This is a genomic window from Bradyrhizobium sp. NAS80.1 (genome assembly GCF_001908205.1).
Lineage (GTDB): Bacteria > Pseudomonadota > Alphaproteobacteria > Rhizobiales > Xanthobacteraceae > Bradyrhizobium.
The window spans coordinates 12,014-31,429 of sequence record NZ_LGHL01000109.1 but is presented as its reverse complement, the minus strand read 5'-3'; the positions used below and the strand labels follow the sequence as shown (position 1 = coordinate 31,429).

Annotated in this window: 15 protein-coding genes and 2 pseudogenes; 9 read left to right on the top strand and 8 right to left on the bottom strand. The window is 65.4% G+C overall.

Translation table 11 applies throughout. The features are described 5' to 3' along the window. Window positions 1-96: 96 nt before the first annotated feature. The 5 genes from AC629_RS23720 to AC629_RS23700 all read left to right on the top strand — a co-directional run bounded on the left by AC629_RS23720 (window position 97) and on the right by AC629_RS23700 (window position 4,254). A complete protein-coding gene (locus tag AC629_RS23720) occupies window positions 97-612 on the top strand; it encodes a winged helix-turn-helix transcriptional regulator (RefSeq protein WP_084807370.1) in 516 nt (171 codons plus the stop codon). A gap of 1 nt (window position 613) precedes the next feature. Next, on the top strand, window positions 614-1,876 hold the full coding sequence (gene fabF, locus AC629_RS23715; protein WP_084807407.1) for a beta-ketoacyl-ACP synthase II: 1,263 nt from the start codon (window positions 614-616) through the stop codon (window positions 1,874-1,876). A gap of 144 nt (window positions 1,877-2,020) precedes the next feature. Next, window positions 2,021-2,653 (top strand): LysE family translocator, encoded by a 633-nt coding sequence (locus AC629_RS23710; protein ID WP_084807406.1) that lies wholly within the window; start codon window positions 2,021-2,023, stop codon window positions 2,651-2,653. A gap of 68 nt (window positions 2,654-2,721) precedes the next feature. Then, window positions 2,722-3,138 (top strand): RidA family protein, encoded by a 417-nt coding sequence (locus AC629_RS23705; protein ID WP_084807405.1) that lies wholly within the window; start codon window positions 2,722-2,724, stop codon window positions 3,136-3,138. Window positions 3,139-3,378: 240 nt separating this feature from the next. Further along, on the top strand, window positions 3,379-4,254 hold the full coding sequence (locus AC629_RS23700; protein ID WP_084807404.1) for an alpha/beta fold hydrolase: 876 nt from the start codon (window positions 3,379-3,381) through the stop codon (window positions 4,252-4,254). Between the two features lie 78 nt (window positions 4,255-4,332). Here the strand turns inward: AC629_RS23700 and AC629_RS23695 are convergent, their stop codons facing one another. The 3 genes from AC629_RS23695 to AC629_RS23685 form a co-directional block, all read right to left on the bottom strand. Then, on the bottom strand, window positions 4,333-5,217 hold the full coding sequence (locus AC629_RS23695; protein WP_084807369.1) for a 4-(cytidine 5'-diphospho)-2-C-methyl-D-erythritol kinase: 885 nt from the start codon (window positions 5,215-5,217) through the stop codon (window positions 4,333-4,335). 86 nt (window positions 5,218-5,303) lie between these two features. Further along, entirely contained in the window at window positions 5,304-7,100 is a 1,797-nt protein-coding gene (locus AC629_RS23690) for a tetratricopeptide repeat protein (RefSeq protein ID WP_084807368.1), read from the bottom strand. Window positions 7,101-7,394: 294 nt separating this feature from the next. Beyond that, complete coding sequence (locus AC629_RS23685) at window positions 7,395-9,056, bottom strand: electron transfer flavoprotein-ubiquinone oxidoreductase (RefSeq protein WP_084807367.1); 1,662 nt, start codon at window positions 9,054-9,056, stop codon at window positions 7,395-7,397. A gap of 135 nt (window positions 9,057-9,191) precedes the next feature. Here AC629_RS23685 and AC629_RS23680 point away from each other — a divergent pair. Next, window positions 9,192-9,997 (top strand): annotated as a pseudogene (locus AC629_RS23680) (uracil-DNA glycosylase). Between the two features lie 168 nt (window positions 9,998-10,165). Here the strand turns inward: AC629_RS23680 and AC629_RS23675 are convergent. Then, entirely contained in the window at window positions 10,166-11,674 is a 1,509-nt protein-coding gene (locus tag AC629_RS23675) for a glycosyltransferase family 39 protein (protein WP_084807366.1), read from the bottom strand. On the opposite strand from AC629_RS23675, the gene AC629_RS47055 reads away from it, so the two are divergent. Then, window positions 11,673-11,828, top strand: coding sequence for a hypothetical protein (locus AC629_RS47055; RefSeq protein WP_168195572.1), 156 nt, complete (start codon window positions 11,673-11,675; stop codon window positions 11,826-11,828). The genes AC629_RS23675 and AC629_RS47055 overlap by 2 nt on opposite strands. Here AC629_RS47055 and rnhB read toward each other — a convergent pair. From rnhB to AC629_RS23660, 3 genes are all read right to left on the bottom strand, one after another. Continuing rightward, window positions 11,825-12,697: a ribonuclease HII gene (rnhB, locus tag AC629_RS23670; RefSeq protein WP_084807403.1), complete on the bottom strand. Its 873-nt coding sequence runs from the start codon at window positions 12,695-12,697 to the stop codon at window positions 11,825-11,827. The two genes, AC629_RS47055 and rnhB, sit on opposite strands and share 4 nt — an antisense overlap. A 76-nt stretch (window positions 12,698-12,773) precedes the next feature. Next, a complete protein-coding gene (locus AC629_RS23665) occupies window positions 12,774-13,229 on the bottom strand; it encodes a VOC family protein (protein ID WP_084807365.1) in 456 nt (151 codons plus the stop codon). 24 nt (window positions 13,230-13,253) lie between these two features. Then, on the bottom strand, window positions 13,254-14,429 hold the full coding sequence (locus tag AC629_RS23660) for a PA0069 family radical SAM protein (protein ID WP_084807364.1): 1,176 nt from the start codon (window positions 14,427-14,429) through the stop codon (window positions 13,254-13,256). A gap of 210 nt (window positions 14,430-14,639) precedes the next feature. Here AC629_RS23660 and AC629_RS23655 point away from each other — a divergent pair. Next, window positions 14,640-17,026 (top strand): annotated as a pseudogene (locus AC629_RS23655) (phosphoketolase family protein). Between the two features lie 4 nt (window positions 17,027-17,030). Further along, window positions 17,031-18,227, top strand: coding sequence for an acetate/propionate family kinase (locus AC629_RS23650; protein ID WP_084807363.1), 1,197 nt, complete (start codon window positions 17,031-17,033; stop codon window positions 18,225-18,227). Between the two features lie 190 nt (window positions 18,228-18,417). On the opposite strand, the gene AC629_RS23645 is transcribed toward AC629_RS23650, so the two are convergent. Continuing rightward, complete coding sequence (locus AC629_RS23645) at window positions 18,418-19,257, bottom strand: RMD1 family protein (protein WP_084807402.1); 840 nt, start codon at window positions 19,255-19,257, stop codon at window positions 18,418-18,420. Between the last annotated feature and the right edge of the window lie 159 nt (window positions 19,258-19,416).

Below are 19,416 nucleotides of genomic sequence, written 5' to 3'. Positions count from 1 at the left end.
ACACCTGCTTCCCGCCGACCCCACTTTCCGTCCCCCCCCCCCGCTCACCTCACCCAGTAACTTGCATTTTGAAAGCTACTCACCTACTCTCCCGCCATGCAGCCCAAGCTCTCCTCCATCCAGGAATGCCCGGTCGGCCGCGCCGTGGAGACGGTCGGCGAATGGTGGAGCATCCTGATCCTGCGGGATGCGTTCCAAGGCGCGACCCGCTTCGACGAGTTCTCGCAAAGCCTCGGGATCGCGCCAAACATCCTGTCGCGGCGCCTCGCCCATCTCACCGAGAGCGGCATGTTCGTTCGCCGCCGCTACAGCGAGCGGCCGCCGCGTTACGAATATGTACTGACGGACAAGGCGCGCGATTTCTTTCCCGTGGTCGTGGCGCTGCTCGCCTGGGGCAACAAGCATCTCGCGCCGAAGGGCGGATCCATCCTGCTGGCGAACCGGGATGACGCTCGCCCGTTCGATCCGGTGGTCGTCGATGCCGCCGACAAGCGTCCCATCACCCTCGCCAATGCGGTCGTCATCGCAGGTCCCCGCGCAAGCCGCGGGATGCGGAATCGGCTCGCTTCGCTTAGGGCTATGAACCCGGCCGTTGCGCCGGCTGGAGACTGACATGCGTCGTATCGTCGTGACCGGAATGGGCGCGGTGTCACCGCTCGGCTGCGGTGTCGAACTCTCCTGGCGCCGGCTCCTCGCCGGTCAAAGCGGGCTGCGCCCCCTGCCCGAATGGTCGCAGGCGCTGCCGGCGCGCATTGCCGGTCTGGTGCCCGATAAAGCCGGGGATCCCGGGGGCGGCTTCGATCCCGCGCAAGCTGCCGCGCCAAAGGACCAGCGCAAGATGGACCGCTTCATCCTGTTTGCGCTGCTCGCCACCGCAGAAGCGGTCGCGCAGGCCGGATGGGCGCCGCAGGACGCAGCGGCGCTGGAACGGACGGCGACGATCATCTCCTCCGGCGTCGGCGGCTTTCCGGCGATGGCGGAAGCAGTGCGCACCACCGAACAGCGCGGCGCGCGCCGGCTCTCACCGTTCACGATCCCCTCGTTCCTCGCCAATCTCGCCGCCGGCCACGTCTCGATCAAATACGGCTACAGGGGCGCGCTGGGAACACCGGTCACGGCGTGTGCCGCCGGTGTGCAGGCGATCGGCGATGCCGCGCGCATGATCAGGGCAGGCGAAGCCGATGTGGCGATCTGCGGCGGCGCGGAGGCCTGCATCGATATCGTCAGCCTTGGCGGTTTTGCGGCGGCGCGCGCGCTGTCGAGCGGCTTCAACGAGCAGCCCGTGCGCGCCTCGCGCCCGTTCGATCGCGACCGCGACGGCTTTGTCATGGGTGAAGGCGCGGGCATCCTCGTGATCGAAGAGCTGGAGCACGCGCTGGCGCGCGGCGCCTCCCCGGTCGCCGAGATCGTCGGATACGGCACGACGGCAGACGCCTATCACATGACATCGGGGCCGCCCGATGGCGACGGCGCTCGGCGTGCGATGGAGATCGCGCTCCGTCAGGCGAACCTTGCGCCTGCGGATTTGCAGCACCTGAACGCTCACGCGACGTCGACGCCGGCCGGCGACGAGAGCGAGCTTGGCGCGATCGCGGCGCTGTTCGGCCGCAATCAAAGCATCGCGGTGAGCGCGACGAAATCGGCCACCGGCCACCTGCTCGGCGCTGCCGGCGGGCTGGAGGCAATCTTCACCGTCCTCGCCCTGCGCGACCAGATCGCTCCGCCGACTCTCAATCTCGAAAACCCTGATCCGGGCGCGGAAGGCATCGACATCGTCGCCGGTGCCGCACGACCGATGCCGATGCAGCACGCCATCTCCAACGGCTTCGGCTTCGGCGGGGTGAATGCCAGCGCGATCTTCCGCCGGATCGCCTAGATGCATGATCCGGAAAAGTGTGAGGCGGTTTTCCGAAAAGATCATGCTCAAACAACAACCTAAAGCGCGATGACGATTCATCCCGATCTCATCGCGCTTGACCGGAGGACTTGCAATCGCGGCAAGCTCCGTTACGAATTCAGGATGAGCGAGACGAATTTCTGGCTGTTCCTGGCAGCGGCATTTCTCATTGCGGCAGTTCCCGGCCCCGGCATCTTCTACGTCGCGGCGCGGACCTTGTCGGAGGGGCGGGCCAGCGGCTTCGCGTCGACTGCTGGCACCGCGCTGGGCGGCCTGGTTCATGTGGTCGCGGGCAGTCTCGGCATCTCCGCGATCATCCTTGCCAGCGCTGAGCTGTTTGCCGCCGTCAAGTTCGTCGGCGCGCTGTATCTGGTCTGGCTCGGCATCAAGACCTTCCGCAGCGCCGGCCGCACGCCGTCGCTCGAGAGCAAGCCCGTCGGCGACAAGCGCGCATTTCGCGACGGCGTGCTGGTCGAGGCCCTGAACCCGAAGACCGCCGCGTTCTTTCTCGCCTTCATCCCGCAGTTCCTCGATCCGGCGGGATCGAGCCCCACGCTGCAATTCATCATGCTCGGCTCGATCTCGGTGATGCTGAACACGCTTGCCGATGTCGTCGTGGTGCTGATGGCCTCCGCAACGCGCACGCAGCTGATCGGCCGGCCGCATCTGATGCGGCGTCTCACGCAAGGCTCCGGCGTCTTCATCGCCGGCCTGGGCCTCTCGCTCGCGCTGGCGCGGCGGCCGGTGAATGACTAGCTGTCGGCGGATGCGCCTGCGCCGCATTCACCGTACACTTGTCCATGGGCAACAGAACGAGGCCGGCAATGAAGTCACGGGTCGAAACACTGACGCCGCCGAACACCCCAAAGCCGATCGGTCCTTATAATCACATCGCCAAGGTCGGTGAGCTGATCTGGATTGGAGGGACTGCGGGCGTCGATCCGGCGACAGGACTGCTGGCAGGTCCAGACGTGGACTCCCAGACCCGACAGATCTTCAGATCATTCGAGGTGATGCTTGCGACTGCGGGCTCCGGCCTCGATCACATCACTCATATCAACGTGTTTCTCCAGCGGATGGCCGACTTCGAGGCGATGAACGCGGCCTATGTCGACATGATGGGAGAGCACCGCCCCGCTCGTACCGTCTTTGCGGTTCAGGAGATTCCCAAGCCGGGGGTTCTGCTCACCATGAATCTGACGGCGGTGACCCGGCACGGCGAATCTTCGGACAAGCCGTGACGTATCGGTCCGCCCTCCCCCGGACTGGAGCGGGAACTAGCGCATCTCGGGCGGTGAATTGCGCATGAAGGATAATGTGCTGACCAACGAAATGCGGCCGCCAAGAAAGCGTTGAAGCTGCGCGCGATGGAGCGGGCGGGCGGCAGCGACCGCACGCTCCATCGCTTGTCGAACGACCGGCGGCGGGCTAATCCAATCCAATCATCACCCTGCCTGCCAATGAAAGAGGATCGCGGCACGATGCTCGCCCCGCAAAGCCGGTATTACGAATCCCACGGCCTGCGGCTGCATTATGCCGATTGGGGCAACGAGAGCGCGCCCACCGTTATCCTGGTCCATGGCGGCCGCGATCATTGCCGGAGCTGGGACGCCATCGCCCGGTCGTTGCAGCCGCATTTTCGCGTGCTCGCGCCCGACCTCCGCGGGCACGGCGATTCCGACTGGACCAGAGGCGGCAGCTACGCGCTGACGGAGTATGTGTACGATCTCGCCCAGCTCGTTCGCAGTATCGCAGCGTCAAAGGTGACCCTCATCGCCCATTCGATGGGCGGAATGGTGAGCCTGATCTTTGCGGGGTCGTTCCCCGAGCAGGTATCGAAGCTGGTCGTCCTCGACGGCGTGACCATGCTGCCGGATACGCCGAAGCCGCCGACGCATGAGCGCATCACCAAATGGATCGGCCAGCTCGACAAACTGCACGACCGCACGCCGCGCCGCTATCGCACGCTCGAGGACGCGGCCGCTCAGATGGTGCTCCACAACAAGCGGCTGTCCCGCGAGCTCGCACTGCATCTTGCCACGCATGGCGCACGGCAGAACGAGGATGGCACCTATAGCTGGAAGTTCGATCCCTATCAGCGCGCCAGTGCGCCGCATCGACTCTGGCCGGACGATCACGTCGAACTCTGGTCGCGCATCACCTGCCCGACGCTGCTGTTGAATGCCGGTGAAAGCTTTCTCGCAGGCGCCAGGGCGGCAGGCCTGGAGCGCTATTTCCAGCAGGCGCGCGTCGAGACCATTGCCGGGACCGGGCACTGGCTGCAGCACGACAAGCCGAAAGAGGTGCTGGGTGCGATCCGAACGTTTCTGGGGCTCGGCGAGGATTGCGAAGGCTAACTCCGCTGCATCCACGTCATTGCGAGCCAACGTGGCCGCGCTTTGTGCGGACCCGTTGGCTCGCAATGACGAATAAACTCAGCTCAACGTCCCCGCATGCACCCACCAGCCGGGGTGATCCCTGCGGATCTGTTCAGCCGCCGCATGGGCCTCGGCCGGCGTACCATAGATCGCAAAGCAGGTCGCGCCCGAGCCGGACATGCGGGCGAGCTTGACGCCGGCGGAGTCCCGCAACGCCTCGAGCACGTCGCCGATGACGGGCTCGATGCGCAGCGCAGGCGCTTCGAGATCGTTGGCGACGGTTTCGAGGACCTCGACCCAATCGGCAATCGACCCGCCCTCCTCCGGCCAGGCCGGGGCTTCGAGGACGTCAGTGGCGCCGACCAGCAATTCGCCGTTGCGCAGGCCCAGCGCCTGGAACACGTCCTTGGTCGCAACCGGCACGCGCGGATTGACCATCACGCACGGCATGCTCGGCAGCTTCAAGGGCAGCAGCTGCTCGCCGACGCCGGTCATGTCGCAGGCGCACGAGAGCAGGCACACCGGCACGTCGGCGCCGGTCGCGAGCGCGACCTGTTGCAAGCGCGGATCATCAAGCGGAAGATCGTTGAGACGCGCCAGCAGCCGCAGCGCCGCCGCGGCGTCCGCCGAGCCACCGCCGATGCCGGCCGCAACAGGAAGCACCTTATCGAGCGCGAAGGCGCCCAGCTTCAGGTTTGGTACAGCTTCGGCCAGGAGCTTGGCCGCCTTGAACACGAGATTGTCGGATGCCTCGCCGCAGGCCGCGGCCAGCGGTCCCGTGGTGGCGAGCTTCAACTCGCCGCCCGGCTCCAGCGTGAGCCGGTCGGCGCAGTCGGCAAACGCGACCACGCTTTCGAGATCATGATAACCGTCGGCGCGACGCCCGACGACGCGAAGGCTCAGATTGACCTTCGCACGCCCCTCTTCAATCAACGCCGACATTGGCGACCAACCCCCAAACGCACTTCTTTGTCGCGCATGATCTTATCGGAAAACCGCTACGCACTTTTCCGGATCATGCGTCTGGATCAACCGCCCTTGCCGTCGTCCTTCTTCTTCTCGGCCTGTGCCGCTGAAGAGTTCGAATTGTCCTCGGTGAGACCGTTGGCAATCTTGGCCTCGATCTTCGGAAGGTCATCCGGCTCGGGCTTGAGGTCGCGGGCATGCGACCACTGGAATTTGGCCTCCAGCGTGCGACCGACGCGCCAATAGGCGTCGCCAAGGTGATCGTTGATGGTGGGATCCTCGGGCTTGAGGTCGATCGCGCGCTCGAGGTTCTTCACCGCCTCCTCGTAATTGCCGATGCGGTAATAGGCCCAGCCAAGGGAGTCGACGATGTAGCCGTCGTCGGGACGCTGCTCGACGGCGCGCTTGATCATCTTCATGCCTTCGTCGAGGTTCACGCCCTGGTCGATCCAGGAATAGCCGAGATAGTTGAGGACATGAGGCTGGTCGGGTTGCAGCTCGAGCGCCTTCTTCATGTCGGCTTCGGCTTTGGCCCACTGCTTGGAGCGCTCCTCGCAGATGCCGCGATAATAGTACCAGACGCTGTTGGCCTTGTCGTTGCCGGCCGGCAGAACCTCGATGCCCTGCGAATAAGTCGTACCGCAGTCGCCGAATTTCTTGCGGCCGCGCTCGATATTGCCGAGCGCCATGATGGCTTCGAGATCCTTGGAATCGTCTGACGTGACGCCCTTGAGGATCTTGATCGCCTCGTCGGTGCGGTCGGCGGAATCGAGGTCAATGGCGAGCTGGATCTGCGCGTTGCGCTTCAGAGGCGAGCTCGAGGGCACGCGCTCATAGATCTTGATCGCCATCTGCGGCCGCTTCACCGACTCATAGAGGTCGGCGAGCGAGAGCAGCGCCAGCGGATGAGTGGGCTGGAGATAGAGCGAGAGCTGGAGATAGACCAGCGCCAGATCCTCGCCGCCGCGGCGGGTCAGCGTCGCGCCGATGCCGTACAGCGCTTCGGCGGCGCCGGCCTGCGCGGAGTCGACCAGCGGCGGCATCTTCTTGCCGGCGCGGGTCTCGCGCAGCCCTTCCACGACCAGCGGATGGCGGGCGAGCTTCTTGTCGAAAGCCTCATAGACGGTGGTCGCAGCGGCGGCATCCTTGTTGCGCGACAGCCAGCGTGCATAGGCCTCGGTCACGCGCAGCATGGAATCGTCGAGCTTGTAGGCGCGCTCGAAGCGAGTGCCTGCGTCCTTCTCCTTGCCGGCGAGTTCGAGGATCATGCCGGCGTGGAGGTCCTTGAACAGCGGATACCATTCCGGGCCGGCCAGCTTGTCGATGGTAGCAACAGCGCCCTTGGCATCGCCCGCACCGTAGGCGGCCCAGCCGGACAGGAGCGTGGCGACCAAATCTGTGATCGGACCGCGGATCGACTGATTGATATTGGTCTGCGCGGTCGCGTACTTCTTCAGCTTGAGATCACGCACCCCGACGACCAGACGCGCGACGCGGTTGGTCTTGTCGATCGTGAGGATGCGCTCGGCGAGCTTGACCGCCTCGTCGATGTCACCGTCGGCGACCGAGGAGATGAAGGCGCGGTCGAGTAGCTCGTTGTTCTTCGGATCGGTGCGGAGCGCCGAGCGGTAGAAGGCGGCGGCCGAAGCCGCGTCGCGCTCGACGCTGGCGTGGCGGGCGGCGAGATAGCTGCCCGAGGTCGTGAGCGACTTCAGATCGTTTCGGCTCGGAAACTGCGCCGCCGTGTCGGACGGATGGTCCGGCGTCTGCGCCAGGACCGCGCCGGGGACTGTTGCGATCGCGGTGCCCATCAGGGCGATGGCAGCAGCAGTCCAGCGGTTGAAACGATTTGAAAACATCAGGGCTCGCCTTGAGTTGGTGGTGCCTGGGTTTGCAGCAGTAGGCCGTCTCGCATGCGAACGCGGCCGGTGGCATCGGGACCCGGAACCGTCGGGCCGGACAATGCCGCTTTTGGCGCTTCACCGCAAGGATTCGGACCGTGCGGTCCCCTCCGCACGCTCCAAATCGGCCAGTCGAGCCCCAAGACGCTGCTACTATGGCCTTATCGTGGCCGCGACCGCGTGCCGCGCCCCCGTTCTCACGCGAACGTGCGCTACATCACCCTTCGTGACCTATTTGGTCACTTGGCGCCCTTACATGGCCTCGTAGTTCGGGCCGCCGCCACCCTCCGGGGGAACCCAGGTGATGTTGCCGTTGGGATCCTTCACGTCGCAGGTTTTGCAGTGGACGCAGTTCTGGGCGTTGATCTGGTAGCGCGGGCTTCCGCCCTCCTCGACCCACTCATAGACGCCGGCCGGGCAATAGCGATTCGAGGGACCGGCAAAGACGTCATGCTCGGACGTCTTCTGCAGGTTCATGTCGGCCACCCGGAGATGGACCGGCTGGTCCTCCTCATGATTGGTGTTGGACAGGAACACGGAGGACAGCTTGTCGAACGAGATCTTGCCGTCCGGCTTCGGATAGTTCCTGGGTGCATGCTGCTTGGCCGGATCGAGCGTGGAGCGGTCGGGCTTGCCATGCGACTGCGTGCCGAACAGCGAGGCACCGAACAGCGTGTTGCACCACATGTCGAAGCCACCAAGCGCGACGCCGAGCACGGTGCCGAACTTCGACCACAGCGGCTTGACGTTGCGGACCAGGAACAGGTCCTTGCCCACGGAGGATTGGCGCCACGCGTTCTCGTACTCGACGATCTCGTCATTGGCGCGATCGGCCGCGATCGCGCCTGCGACGTGCTCGGCGGCGAGCATGCCGGTGCCCATCGCATTGTGCACGCCCTTGATGCGGGGCACGTTGACGAAGCCCGCCGCGCAGCCGATCAGCGCGCCGCCGGGGAAGCTGAGCTTCGGCACCGACTGGTAGCCGCCCTCGGTGATGGCGCGCGCGCCATAGGCGAGCCGCTTGGCGCCTTCGAAGGTGCCGCGGATCGAGGGATGCGTCTTGAAGCGCTGGAACTCGTCGAACGGCGACAGATACGGATCGTCGTAGTTCAAGTGCACGACGAAGCCGACCGCGACGAGATTGTCGTCGTAGTGATAGAGGAACGAGCCGCCGCCGGTCTTCAGGTCGAGCGGCCAGCCGAACGAATGCTGGATCATGCCCTTCTGGTGCTTGGCGGGGTCGATCTGCCAGACTTCCTTGAGGCCGATGCCGAACTTCGCCGGCTCGCTCTTGGAATCGAGTGCGAACTTCGCCATGAGCTGCTTGGTCAGGCTGCCGCGCGCGCCTTCGGCGAACAGCGTGTACTTGCCGAGCAATTCCATGCCACGGGTAAATGAGTCCTTCGGCTTGCCGTCGCGGCCGATGCCCATGTCGCCGGTGGCGATGCCCCTGACCTTGCCCTCCTCGTCATAGAGCACCTCGGCGGCGGCAAAGCCCGGGTAGATCTCGACGCCGAGCGCCTCGGCCTTCCGCCCCAGCCAGCGGCAGACATTGCCGAGCGAGCCGATATAGCAGTGATGATTGTTCATCAGCGGCGGCATGATGAAGTTCGGCAGCTTGATCGCGCCGCCACCCGTCATCCAGTAGAAGCGGTCGTCCTTGACCTGCGTCTTCAGCGGGCAGTCGGAATCCTCGCGCCAGTCGGGAATCAGCTTGTCGAGCCCGGCGGGGTCGATCACGGCGCCCGAGAGAATATGCGCACCGACCTCGGAGCCCTTCTCCACCAAAACGACGTTGAGATCGGCGTTGAGCTGCTTCAGCCGGATCGCGGCCGACAGGCCCGAGGGGCCGGCGCCGACGATGACGACGTCGAATTCCATAGATTCGCGCGGGGGAAGTTCTTCGGTGCTCATCTGATCTCAGCCCTTGAGACGGTTCCTTGTCATTTGCGCTCCCTTGTTTCCGATTTTTCCGGGTAGGACAACCACGGAAATGCGTTCCGCTGGGATGCAAGGCGGCCTAAACTGAACTAATAGTCAGACTTTCCCATGATCCCCGAACCCGCCCCCACCGTCCGCGAGCTCCTGGCCTTCTATCTGGAGGCGGGTGTCGACTGCGCGCTGGCGGAGGAACCAATTGACCGCCTGGCGGAAGTGGACGCCCCGCCTCCGGCCCCGCGCCCACCACCGCCGGCCAGGCTCCGCGGCCGGTCGCCGCGCCCGCGGTCATGCGCGGCGAGGCCGCACCGGCGCCCGACGTCGCGATCGCCTCGGCACGGGAAGCTGCGCGCACCGCACCGACGCTGGAGGCGCTGCGCGAGCTGATGCAGAGCTTCGAGGGCTGCGCGCTGAAACACACCGCGACGCGGCTGGTGTTCGCCGACGGCAATCCGCAGGCGCGCATCATGTTCGTCGGCGAAGCACCGGGCCGCGACGAGGACATCGAGGGGCTGCCCTTCGTCGGGCGCAGCGGCAAGCTGCTCGACCTCATGATCGGCGCGATCGGGCTCAACCGCACCACGGCCTACATCACCAACGTCATTCCCTGGCGGCCGCCCGGCAACCGGACGCCGACGCCGCAGGAGACGCAGATCTGCCTGCCCTTCATCCAGCGCCATATCGAGCTCGCGAACCCGGATCTGCTGGTGACGCTCGGCAATCCCTCGACGCAGACGCTGCTCTCGACCCGCGAAGGCATCATGCGCACCCGCGGCCGCTGGTTCGACTACGACACGGGTCAACGCACCATCCGCGCGCTGCCGACCTTCCACCCCGCCTATCTGTTGCGCTCGCCGTCGTACAAGCGGCTGGCCTGGCAGGACCTGCGGACGATCGCGAAAGTGCTGGCGGGATAATGCTCTCGTGTCCCGGACGCGATGCAGCGCCACCAGCGCGTTCACGCGCGTCTTTGACGCGCTATGGCGCTGCATCGCAGAGCCGGGACCCATGTATCCGCTGAAAGATGGGCCCCGGCTCAGCAGCGCAGCATTGCATGCCGCGCTGCGTCCGGGGCACGAGAGCAACTACGTCCCCTTCGGCCGTACGATGGCCCAGCCGACGCGCAGCAGCTGCTGGCGTCCGGTCACCAACCATTCGAAGGCGCGCGGCACTTCGGGCACGATGCCCGGGAAGCGCGCGAGGATTTCGGGCGGTGGGGTGCCGGCGGTGTCGGAGGCGCGCCAGACCACGACGCCGCCGGTCTCGCTGAATTTGGCCGGCGTCATCCACGGCGTACGCGCGGGCTGGGCGTCGATGAACAGATGCGGCCGGCCCGAATGCAGCGCGATCAGGCTCGCAAGCTGGGTCTCGCCGGCGACCGCGCGCAGGCGATGATTGGTGCGGCGGGCAAAGCTCTCGTCGAAGAAATCCGAGATCGCGCGCGCCGGCATCGAGGTCGCGATCTCATGGACGCCGGTCCAGGGCAAGAAAAGCACGGCGAGCACGACACCGATCGCAGGCGCCACGACAGCTGCGGCCCACACCATCCGCAGCATCCGCGCGCGGCGCATCGCGATGAGGTCACCGGCCGTGACGACCACGGCAAGCCCGGACATGACCAGCACGACACCGGCCCCGCCCACGACAGAATCGAGCCCGAGCAGGCCCGAGATCAGCACCGCACCGAGCGCCGGGGCAAGCGCGAAGAAATAGACGAAGTTGCGCGCCAGCGGCTCGACCGGCGGCCGGAAGATGATCGGCGCCTCCTCGCCCTTGGCGACGAACAGGCGCGTGTTGAGGAAGGTCAGCGCCGGGATTGCCGCAGCCCCAAGCACGAGCCCTCCGAGCAGCCAAGCCGCGTGGATCGCGCGGGCGTTCAGCTCGGCGACTCGCGGCAGCGCTGGAAGGACCAGCGTCTCGGCGCGCATCAGCCAGACCGCGTAGGGCAGCGCGAGGACGGCGACGACGACCAGCGCGAACAGTGGATCGAGCGCACGCAGCGTCCGCCGGCCGCCGGCGGTCGAGATCGCGAAGACGACGAGCAGCAAGAGGAGGAAGATCGCTGCGGGCGTGGTGAGCAGCAGCAGGCCCGCCTCGATCGACCAGGCGAACCAGGCGTTGCCGCGGCGCTGGCCGATGATTTGCCAGGAATGCAACAGCAGCAGCGCCCATAGCGGCCGCGCCAGCACCAGCGGCCCGAAGTCGAGCGCGGGCGAGGAGAACGCCAGCACCGTCATGGTCAGCAGCACCGCGAGCACCGCCTGCTGCGAGCCGACCACGGCACGGGAGAGATGATAGAGCGCGATGAAGGTCGCGATCTCGCAGAGCTCGGCCAGCACATAGACGCCGAACATGTGGCCGCTGGCGGCGCGATAGGCGATGTCGGCAAGCCAGATCGGCAAGGGCGGACCGAGATCGGTGCCGACCTGGTATTCGCGGCCAAAGGCCAGCAGCGTCGCGAGGCTGCCGGGCGGGCTGCGGTAGAACACCAGCGCCACGAACAGCCACATCGCGGCCTGGAGCAGCACGGCGATCCACACGATCAGCCGCGGCCGGGCGCGAATGAGCTCGATGACCAGGGAGGTAAACCGCATGCAACGTCCGAAAGATGCAGCCAACCCGTCCAGCCGGCCCTATTCGCTCACCCGTATTTTGATAAAGGGCGCTGCTCGTCGTGGCAACTGGACTTCCGTGGAAGCATTCAGGGAGAAGCGCGGCAACTCTTCTCCCCTGAAGGATAAATCCTAGAGCTCCGCCGACGCGTCGACTTCCACGCTCGCTTCGACCTGCACCTCAATCTCGGTGACAGAAAACAAGTCCCGCACCGGCTCGACGGTCCAGGGCATGTGCTTGGCGCGGGCGGCGGCGACCGGCGCGAAGAAGCTGCGGTGGTGGATGGAGGGGCCGAGGCGGTCGAGGGCGTCGAGATGCTCGGGAACGCCGTAGCCCTTGTGCTGCTCAAAACCGTAGCCGGGGCAGTCCTGCGCCAGCGCGCACATCAGACGGTCGCGCGTCACCTTTGCGACGATGGAAGCCGCCGCAATCGACAGGACAATCCCGTCGCCGCCGATCACGGCCTCGCAGTCGCAGGCCGTATCGAGCCGGTCGCGGCCATCGACGAAGACGTGGCGGGGCGCCTCGGGCAGCGCCACCACGGCGCGCTTCAGCGCCCATAGCGAGGCGCGCAGGATGTTGTCGCGGTCGATTCGCGAGGGCGAGGCGACGGCGACCGAGACCTGCGCGGTGGCGCAGATCTTGTCGAACAGCTTTTCGCGCTCCTCCGCCGTCAGGCGCTTGGAATCGTCGATGCCACGCGGAATGCGGTTGGGGTCGAGAATCACCGCGGCCGCCACCACGGGGCCGGCGAGCGGCCCGCGGCCGGCCTCGTCGCAGCCCGCGACCGGCCAGACGCCGCGCTTGATCAGCGCCCGCTCGCGGCGAAAACTCGGCGAAGCGACGGTGATGACGCCCTTCCTGCCCACGCCCTTGCCGGTCAAAGTGCTCGCAGAAGCCTTGGTCGCGGAAGCCTTTGTCGCCTTCGCAGACGTAGCCTTCTTGGCAACATCCTTCTTAGGAGCGCCCTTGGCCGGCTTCTTGGCGGATTTATCTCGAATCATGGCCGGTATCGTGCGCAAGCGGGCTGGCCAGCGCAACCGGGAACCCCGGACAATTCCCGATATTCAGGCCAGTGGCCTACTCCGCCAGATGCACCCGCCGGTCCTCGCCGACCTCGATGCCGGGCGCGACCACGACCTCCCAGGGATGGCCGTCGGGGTCGGTAAAATAACCGGAATAGCCGCCGTAGTCGGTCTCATGCGCCGCTTTCAGCAGCGCGGCTCCCTTGCTGACGGCGAAAGCCAGCACCGCGTCGACCTCCTCACGCGCGCGACAGTTCCAGGCGAGCGTGACGCCGCGGAAGGCCGCTGGCCTCGGATTGTCCGGTAACGCGGCGTCGGCCGCGAGCTGATCCCAGGGATACAAGGCGAGCACCGGACCGCCGGTGTCGAAGAAGGCGACGGCTTCGCCGGTCACCTTCAGCCGGCGCGAGAAGCCGAGCGCGTCGTAAAAAGCGATACTGGCGCGGATGTCACTCACGCCCAGCGTGATGACGGTGAGCCGCGGCACCGGGACCGGTAGTTCTTTACTCATGCTATGCCTCTTCCACTTCGCCGCTCAGAACAGGCTGAGCTGATCGCCGTTCCGCTTGGGTCTCGCAAAATGATCCGTCGTCAGCTTGGATCGCCGCTTGTTCAGCCCGAGCCTTTCGCAGGCGATCTCGAAGCGGCGGCCGATGGTCCAGGCCATCGGACCGGTTCCCTTCATCCGCTCGCCCCATTTCGAATCGTAGTCGCGACCGCCGCGCATGTCGCGGATCAAAGTAAAGACGTGGCGATAGCGGTCCGGATAATTGGCCATCAGCCATTCACGGAAGAGATCGCGCACCTCCAGCGGCAGCCGCAGCAGCACGTAGGAGGCTTCCTTGACGCCGGCATGAGCCGCCGCATCGAGGATGCGCTCGATCTCGGAATCGTTCAGCGCGGGAATCACGGGCGCGACCATCACGGTGGTCGGAATGCCGGCGTCCGAGAGCTGCTTCAGCGCCTCCAGCCGCTTCGGTGGCGTCGACGCCCGTGGCTCCATGGTGCGCGCGAGCTTCGGATCGAGCGAGGTGACCGAGATCGCGACCTTGGCGAGGTTGCGCTTGGCCATGCGCGCGAGAATGTCGATGTCGCGCACGACCAGCGCGGATTTGGTGACGATGCCGACGGGATGGCCGGTACGCTCCAGCACCTCGAGAATGCCGCGCATGATTTTGCGCTCGCGCTCGATCGGCTGATAGGGATCGGTGTTGGTACCGATCGCGATCATCCGCGGCTCGTAACCGGGAGCGGCGAGCTCCTTCTCAAGCAGGGCCGGAGCCTCGGGCTTGGCGAACAGCTTCGATTCGAAGTCGAGCCCCGGCGACAGGCCGAGATAGGCGTGGGTCGGCCGCGCGAAGCAATAGACACAGCCGTGCTCGCAGCCGCGATAGGGATTGATCGAGCGGTCGAAGCCGATGTCGGGAGAGTCGTTGCGGGTGATCACCTTGCGCGAGGTGTCGAGCCCGACCGTGGTCTTGAACGGCGGCAGCTCCTCCAGGCTCTGCCAGCCATCGTCGAAGGCAACGCGCGCCTCGGCCTCAAAGCGGCCGCTGGCATTGGACTGTGCGCCCCGCCCGCGCCTGCGCGCGCGGTCGATAGCTACGCCAAGCTCGGGAAAATCGGCGGGAAAATCAGAAGGCGCACCCGCCGGCTCGGAGGGCGCCGTGACCGGCGGGTGCTTGAGAGCATGTGAAGATGCTGGACTCATGAAGCGAAGATAGCACGGCAAAGGAACAAATCAAGAACAAGAATAAAAAACTGAAAAACAACCCCATGCAAAGTAACCGCCCAAATTTCGGGCGCGCGGCTTTGACCTCACGCAACAGTAGAGCCGCCGCAATCCCGTTTGATGATGTCGAAGGATCGATCGCGTGGGAACATCGTTGATAGCGATCGCTGGCTGAAGGTTGGTAGAAACATGACAAATCAACGACAATCGGGCGCCACGAGCAGCGAACTCGATCTCCTCGATCGCTACTGGCGCGCCGCGAACTACCTCTCCGTCGGGCAAATCTATCTTCTGGACAATCCGCTATTGCGCGAGCCCCTGCGGCCCGAGCACATCAAGCCGCGCCTGCTCGGCCATTGGGGCACGACGCCCGGTTTGAACTTCATTTACGCCCATCTCAACCGCGTCATTCGAGCGCTGGATCTCAGCGTGCTCTATGTCTGCGGTCCCGGCCATGGCGGGCCGGGCATGGTGGCCAACACCTATCTTGAGGGCAGCTACAGCGAGATCTATCCGGACATCGCGCGCGACGCGGACGGATTGCGAAAACTTTTCAGACAGTTCTCCTTTCCCGGCGGCATCCCGAGCCACGCAGCGCCGGAAACACCGGGCTCGATCCACGAAGGCGGTGAGCTCGGCTACGCGCTGGTGCACGCCTATGGCGCGGCGCTCGACAATCCCGACCTGATCGTCGCATGCGTCGTCGGTGACGGCGAGGCCGAGACCGGCCCGCTTGCGGCGTCCTGGCACTCCAACAAGTTCCTGAACCCTGCCCACGACGGCGCGGTGCTGCCGATCCTGCATCTCAACGGCTACAAGATCGCCAACCCGACGGTGCTCGGGCGGATGCGCGACGAAGAAATCCGCGATCTCTTCCGCGGGTTCGGCCACGAGCCGCTGTTCGTCGAGGGCGACGATCCCAAATTGATGCATCAGGCCATGGCGGACGCGCTCGACGTCGCGATCGCCAGCATCCGCTCGATCCAGCAGCACGCCCGCGACGGGCGCAAGAGCGTCGAACGGCCACGCTGGCCGATGATCGTGCTGCGCAGCCCGAAGGGCTGGACCGGCCCGAAGGAGGTCGACGGCAAGAAGGTCGAAGGTTTCTGGCGCGCGCATCAAGTGCCCGTTGCGAACTGCCGTGAAAATCCCGCGCATCTGAAAGTGCTCGAAGACTGGATGCGCAGCTACGGGCCGGAAAAGCTGTTCGACGCGAGCGGCGCGCTCGCTCCCGAGCTTCAGGCGCTGGCGCCTGAAGGCAATCGCCGCATGGGCGCCAACCCGCACGCCAATGGCGGGCTCTTGAAGAAGGAGCTGAAGTTGCCGGACTTCCGCAGCTTCGCAGTCGAGGTGCCGCAGCCCGGCGGCGTCACGGGAGAAGCGACGCGCGAGCTCGGCAAATTCCTTCGTGACGTCATCCGTCTCAACGCGCAGGAGCGCAACTTCCGCATCATGGGCCCGGACGAGACCGCGTCAAACCGGTTAGACGCGGTGTTCGAGGAGACCGAACGCGTCTGGATGGAGCCCATTGAGCCCTACGACGTGCATCTCGCCCAGGACGGACGTGTGATGGAAATTTTGAGCGAACATCTCTGCCAGGGCTGGCTCGAAGGCTATCTGCTCACAGGACGGCACGGCTTCTTCTCCTGCTACGAAGCCTTCATCCACATCGTGGATTCCATGTTCAACCAGCATGCCAAATGGCTCAAGGTCACGCGGCATCTGCCATGGCGCCGCCCGATCGCATCGCTCAATTATCTCCTGACCTCGCATGTCTGGCGGCAGGACCACAACGGCTTCAGCCATCAGGATCCCGGTTTCGTCGATCTCGTCGCCAACAAGAAGGCCGATATCGTCCGCATCTATTTCCCGCCTGATACCAACACCCTGCTGTGGATCGCCGATCACTGCCTGCGCACCTATAACCGCATCAACGTCATCGTCGCCGGCAAGCAGCCGTCGCCGCAATGGCTCTCGATGCAGGAAGCGGCCACGCATTGCGATGCCGGCATCGGCATCTGGACCTGGGCAGGCAACGAAGACGCGAACGGCGAGCCCGACGTCGTGATGGCCTGCGCCGGCGACGTGCCGACGCTGGAGACCCTCGCCGCCGTCGATCTCCTGCGCAAGGCGCTGCCCGAGCTGAAGATCCGCGTCGTCAACGTCGTCGACCTGATGACGTTGCAGCCGAAGGAGCAGCATCCGCACGGACTCTCCGACCGCGACTTCGACAGCCTGTTCACGCGCAACAAGCCGGTGATCTTCGCCTATCACGGCTATCCCTACCTGATCCACCGGCTGACCTACAGCCGCACCAACCATGCCGGCATGCATGTGCGCGGCTTTGCCGAGGAAGGCACCACGACGACGCCGTTCGACATGGTCGTGCTCAACGAGCTCGACCGTTACCACCTCGCCATCGAGGCGATCGAGCGCGTGCCCGGCTCGCGACCAAGGCCGCGCAGGTGAAGCAGCAATTCCGCGACGCGCTGATCGAGCATTCGCGTTATGTGCGCGAGCACGGTGAGGACATGCCGGCGGTGCGCGACTGGGTCTGGCCGGCCAAGACGGGTTGACGTCATGCCGGCGCCAGATTCGGTCCTCGTGCTCAACTCGGGATCGTCGAGCATCAAGTTCGGCCTGTTCGACATCGCCGCGGTCGAGCCGGCCCTGCTCTGCAAGGGCCTGCTCGACGAGCACGAGGCCAAGCCCAGGCTCGTCGTGAAAGGCTTCGCGGGCGAGAACCTGTTCGAGAAGCACAGGGAGGCTTCGGATGCCGACAGCGGTCATCTGTTCGCGGACGTGCTCGGCTTCATCGAGGATCGCTTCGGCGACCATCGCTTGCGCGCTGTTGGTCACCGCGTGGTCCATGGCGGACCGGACTATTCAGGCCCGGTCGAGCTGACGGATGACGTCTATGCGAAGCTGGAGGCGCTGACGCCACTCGCGCCGCTGCACCAACCTCGCTGCCTGGAGCCGGTCCGCACCATCAAAGCCGCCCGGCCCGCGCTGACGCAGATCGCGTGTTTCGATACCGCCTTTCACCACGGCCTTGCGCCGCCGGCGAGCCGCTTCGCGATCCCGAGGCGGTATGAAGAGCGCGGCGTCCGGCGCTACGGGTTTCACGGCCTCTCCTTCGAATATGTCGCGGGGCGCATCGCCGGGATCGCGCCACAGCTCATCGCGAAGCGCACCGTCATCGCGCATCTCGGCAATGGCGCGAGTCTGTGCGCGTTATGCGATGGCCGCAGCGTCGACACCACCATGGGGCTGACACCGCTCGATGGCCTCGTGATGGGCACGCGCTGCGGCACGGTCGACCCCGGCCTGCTGCTCTATCTGCAACAGCACGAGAAGATGTTGGTCGAGGATGTCCAGCAGCTGCTCTATCACGAGTCAGGCCTGCTCGGCGTCTCCGGCATCTCCTCCGATATGCGCACGCTGCTCGCGAGCAACGAGGCTACGGCGCGGGAGGCGGTCGATCTCTTCACCTTCCGTGCCGCGCAGGAGATCGCGGTGATGGCGAACACGCTTGGAGGGATCGACTGCCTGGTCTTCACCGGCGGCATCGGCGAGCATGCCAAGGAAATCCGCAGCGCGATCGGCGCACGTCTCGCCTGGCTCGGCGTGCGCATCGATGTCGCTGCGAATGATGAGGCGCGTGAACGCATCAACGGCGGCGACAGCACCGTCGATGTCTTCATCATTCCGACCAACGAGGAATTGGTGATCGCGCAGCATTGCGCGGCGGTGCTGCGGCAAGGCCATCGCATTTGAGAGAACGTGGCGGGCAATCCCCTCGTGGCCATCCTTCGAGACGCCCGCCGTTGGCGGGCTCCTCAGGATGAGGTCCTGCTGCGCGGCGCAATCTTAGACCCTCATGGTGAGGAGCGCCGCCTTGCGGCGCGTCTCGAACCATTAGGCCGAGGACGCCTCGCGAGGCGAACACATGCGATCGCCAAAGAGCTCAGTGGGTCCCCGACAATATCTGGATGCAGCCAATTACGACCTCGATCACGATCAGCACCACCACCGCGATTTCAAGGCGGAGCGAGCGCTGGGTGTCGATGATGTCGGTCAGCGCATCGGCTGTCTCCGCGACGACCTTGAGCTTGCGCTCGAGCGTGTCGAGACGCTCTTTCAGCTCGTATTCGTCTTCGAGGCGCGAATAGAGCCGGTCGAGCTGCGGCTTTTCCCAGAGTACATCGGGCTTTTCGGCAACCGCAACGCGGCCGGCGACGCGCTGCTGGACCAGAAGCGCGTTGCCGATGAGCTGCAAGATGCCCTTGCGCCGCCGCGGCGTACGGCCTTTCTCGCCGAGCTCCCGCGCGAACGGCTCGATGACGTCGAAGACCGCAGCGACGCGCCGCTCGTCGCGGGCCAGCGATGTGCTCTTGGCAAGCGCATCCGCGATCAGAAGCAGCCGATCGTCGGAGAATTTTGCCAGGTTGATCGGCCCGCCCGGCTGGATCACCTCGGCGTTTTCGTCCTTGCAAAGCTGCGCCTGTGCGGTCTCCTCCTCATGGGGGCTGAGTTCGCCGATCACGCGCGGCTTCAGGCTGTCGAGGACGACCTTCTCCTCCGAAGGAAGCAGGCCGATCAACACCACGACGCCGTAGCGGAAGATCACAACGAGGCCGGCATGCACGCGAAAGGCAGCGGGCGTCGAGGAGACAGGCGCACCGATCTCGAGCCCGGACGGATTGATGCGTTCACCCAGCATCACGGCGCGGATCCGCAGGGTAGGCGCGGCGTCCGGCTTAGGCGATGTTGGCGTCGTGCCAACGGGAAGTTGATCGACGTTCACGCGAATATCCTGCTCGGGGCGACCGCGAGGCTCCATCATGGCACATTTTCCCTGCCTGAACCCGCCATTCGACACGCCGGACGTTTGCGCAAATGTGATCACCCAGTGGTCGACAATCGCATCACACAAGCCCGGTTTCATCCGGCCGGAGGACGCATT

What these genes read in the sequence shown, in the direction of transcription:
- AC629_RS23685 (WP_084807367.1), bottom strand. Translation starts at nt 9,056, where the DNA reads ATGAGCACCGAAGAACTTCCCCCGCGCGAATCTATGGAATTCGACGTC.
- AC629_RS23690 (WP_084807368.1), bottom strand. Translation starts at nt 7,100, where the DNA reads ATGTTTTCAAATCGTTTCAACCGCTGGACTGCTGCTGCCATCGCCCTG.
- AC629_RS23720 (WP_084807370.1), top strand. Translation starts at nt 97, where the DNA reads ATGCAGCCCAAGCTCTCCTCCATCCAGGAATGCCCGGTCGGCCGCGCC.
- AC629_RS23705 (WP_084807405.1), top strand. Translation starts at nt 2,722, where the DNA reads ATGAAGTCACGGGTCGAAACACTGACGCCGCCGAACACCCCAAAGCCG.
- AC629_RS23650 (WP_084807363.1), top strand. Translation starts at nt 17,031, where the DNA reads ATGCCGGCGCCAGATTCGGTCCTCGTGCTCAACTCGGGATCGTCGAGC.
- AC629_RS23660 (WP_084807364.1), bottom strand. Translation starts at nt 14,429, where the DNA reads ATGAGTCCAGCATCTTCACATGCTCTCAAGCACCCGCCGGTCACGGCG.
- AC629_RS23695 (WP_084807369.1), bottom strand. Translation starts at nt 5,217, where the DNA reads ATGTCGGCGTTGATTGAAGAGGGGCGTGCGAAGGTCAATCTGAGCCTT.
- AC629_RS23700 (WP_084807404.1), top strand. Translation starts at nt 3,379, where the DNA reads ATGCTCGCCCCGCAAAGCCGGTATTACGAATCCCACGGCCTGCGGCTG.
- AC629_RS47055 (WP_168195572.1), top strand. Translation starts at nt 11,673, where the DNA reads ATGCAACGTCCGAAAGATGCAGCCAACCCGTCCAGCCGGCCCTATTCG.
- rnhB (WP_084807403.1), bottom strand. Translation starts at nt 12,697, where the DNA reads ATGATTCGAGATAAATCCGCCAAGAAGCCGGCCAAGGGCGCTCCTAAG.
- fabF (WP_084807407.1), top strand. Translation starts at nt 614, where the DNA reads ATGCGTCGTATCGTCGTGACCGGAATGGGCGCGGTGTCACCGCTCGGC.
- AC629_RS23675 (WP_084807366.1), bottom strand. Translation starts at nt 11,674, where the DNA reads ATGCGGTTTACCTCCCTGGTCATCGAGCTCATTCGCGCCCGGCCGCGG.
- AC629_RS23710 (WP_084807406.1), top strand. Translation starts at nt 2,021, where the DNA reads ATGAGCGAGACGAATTTCTGGCTGTTCCTGGCAGCGGCATTTCTCATT.
- AC629_RS23665 (WP_084807365.1), bottom strand. Translation starts at nt 13,229, where the DNA reads ATGAGTAAAGAACTACCGGTCCCGGTGCCGCGGCTCACCGTCATCACG.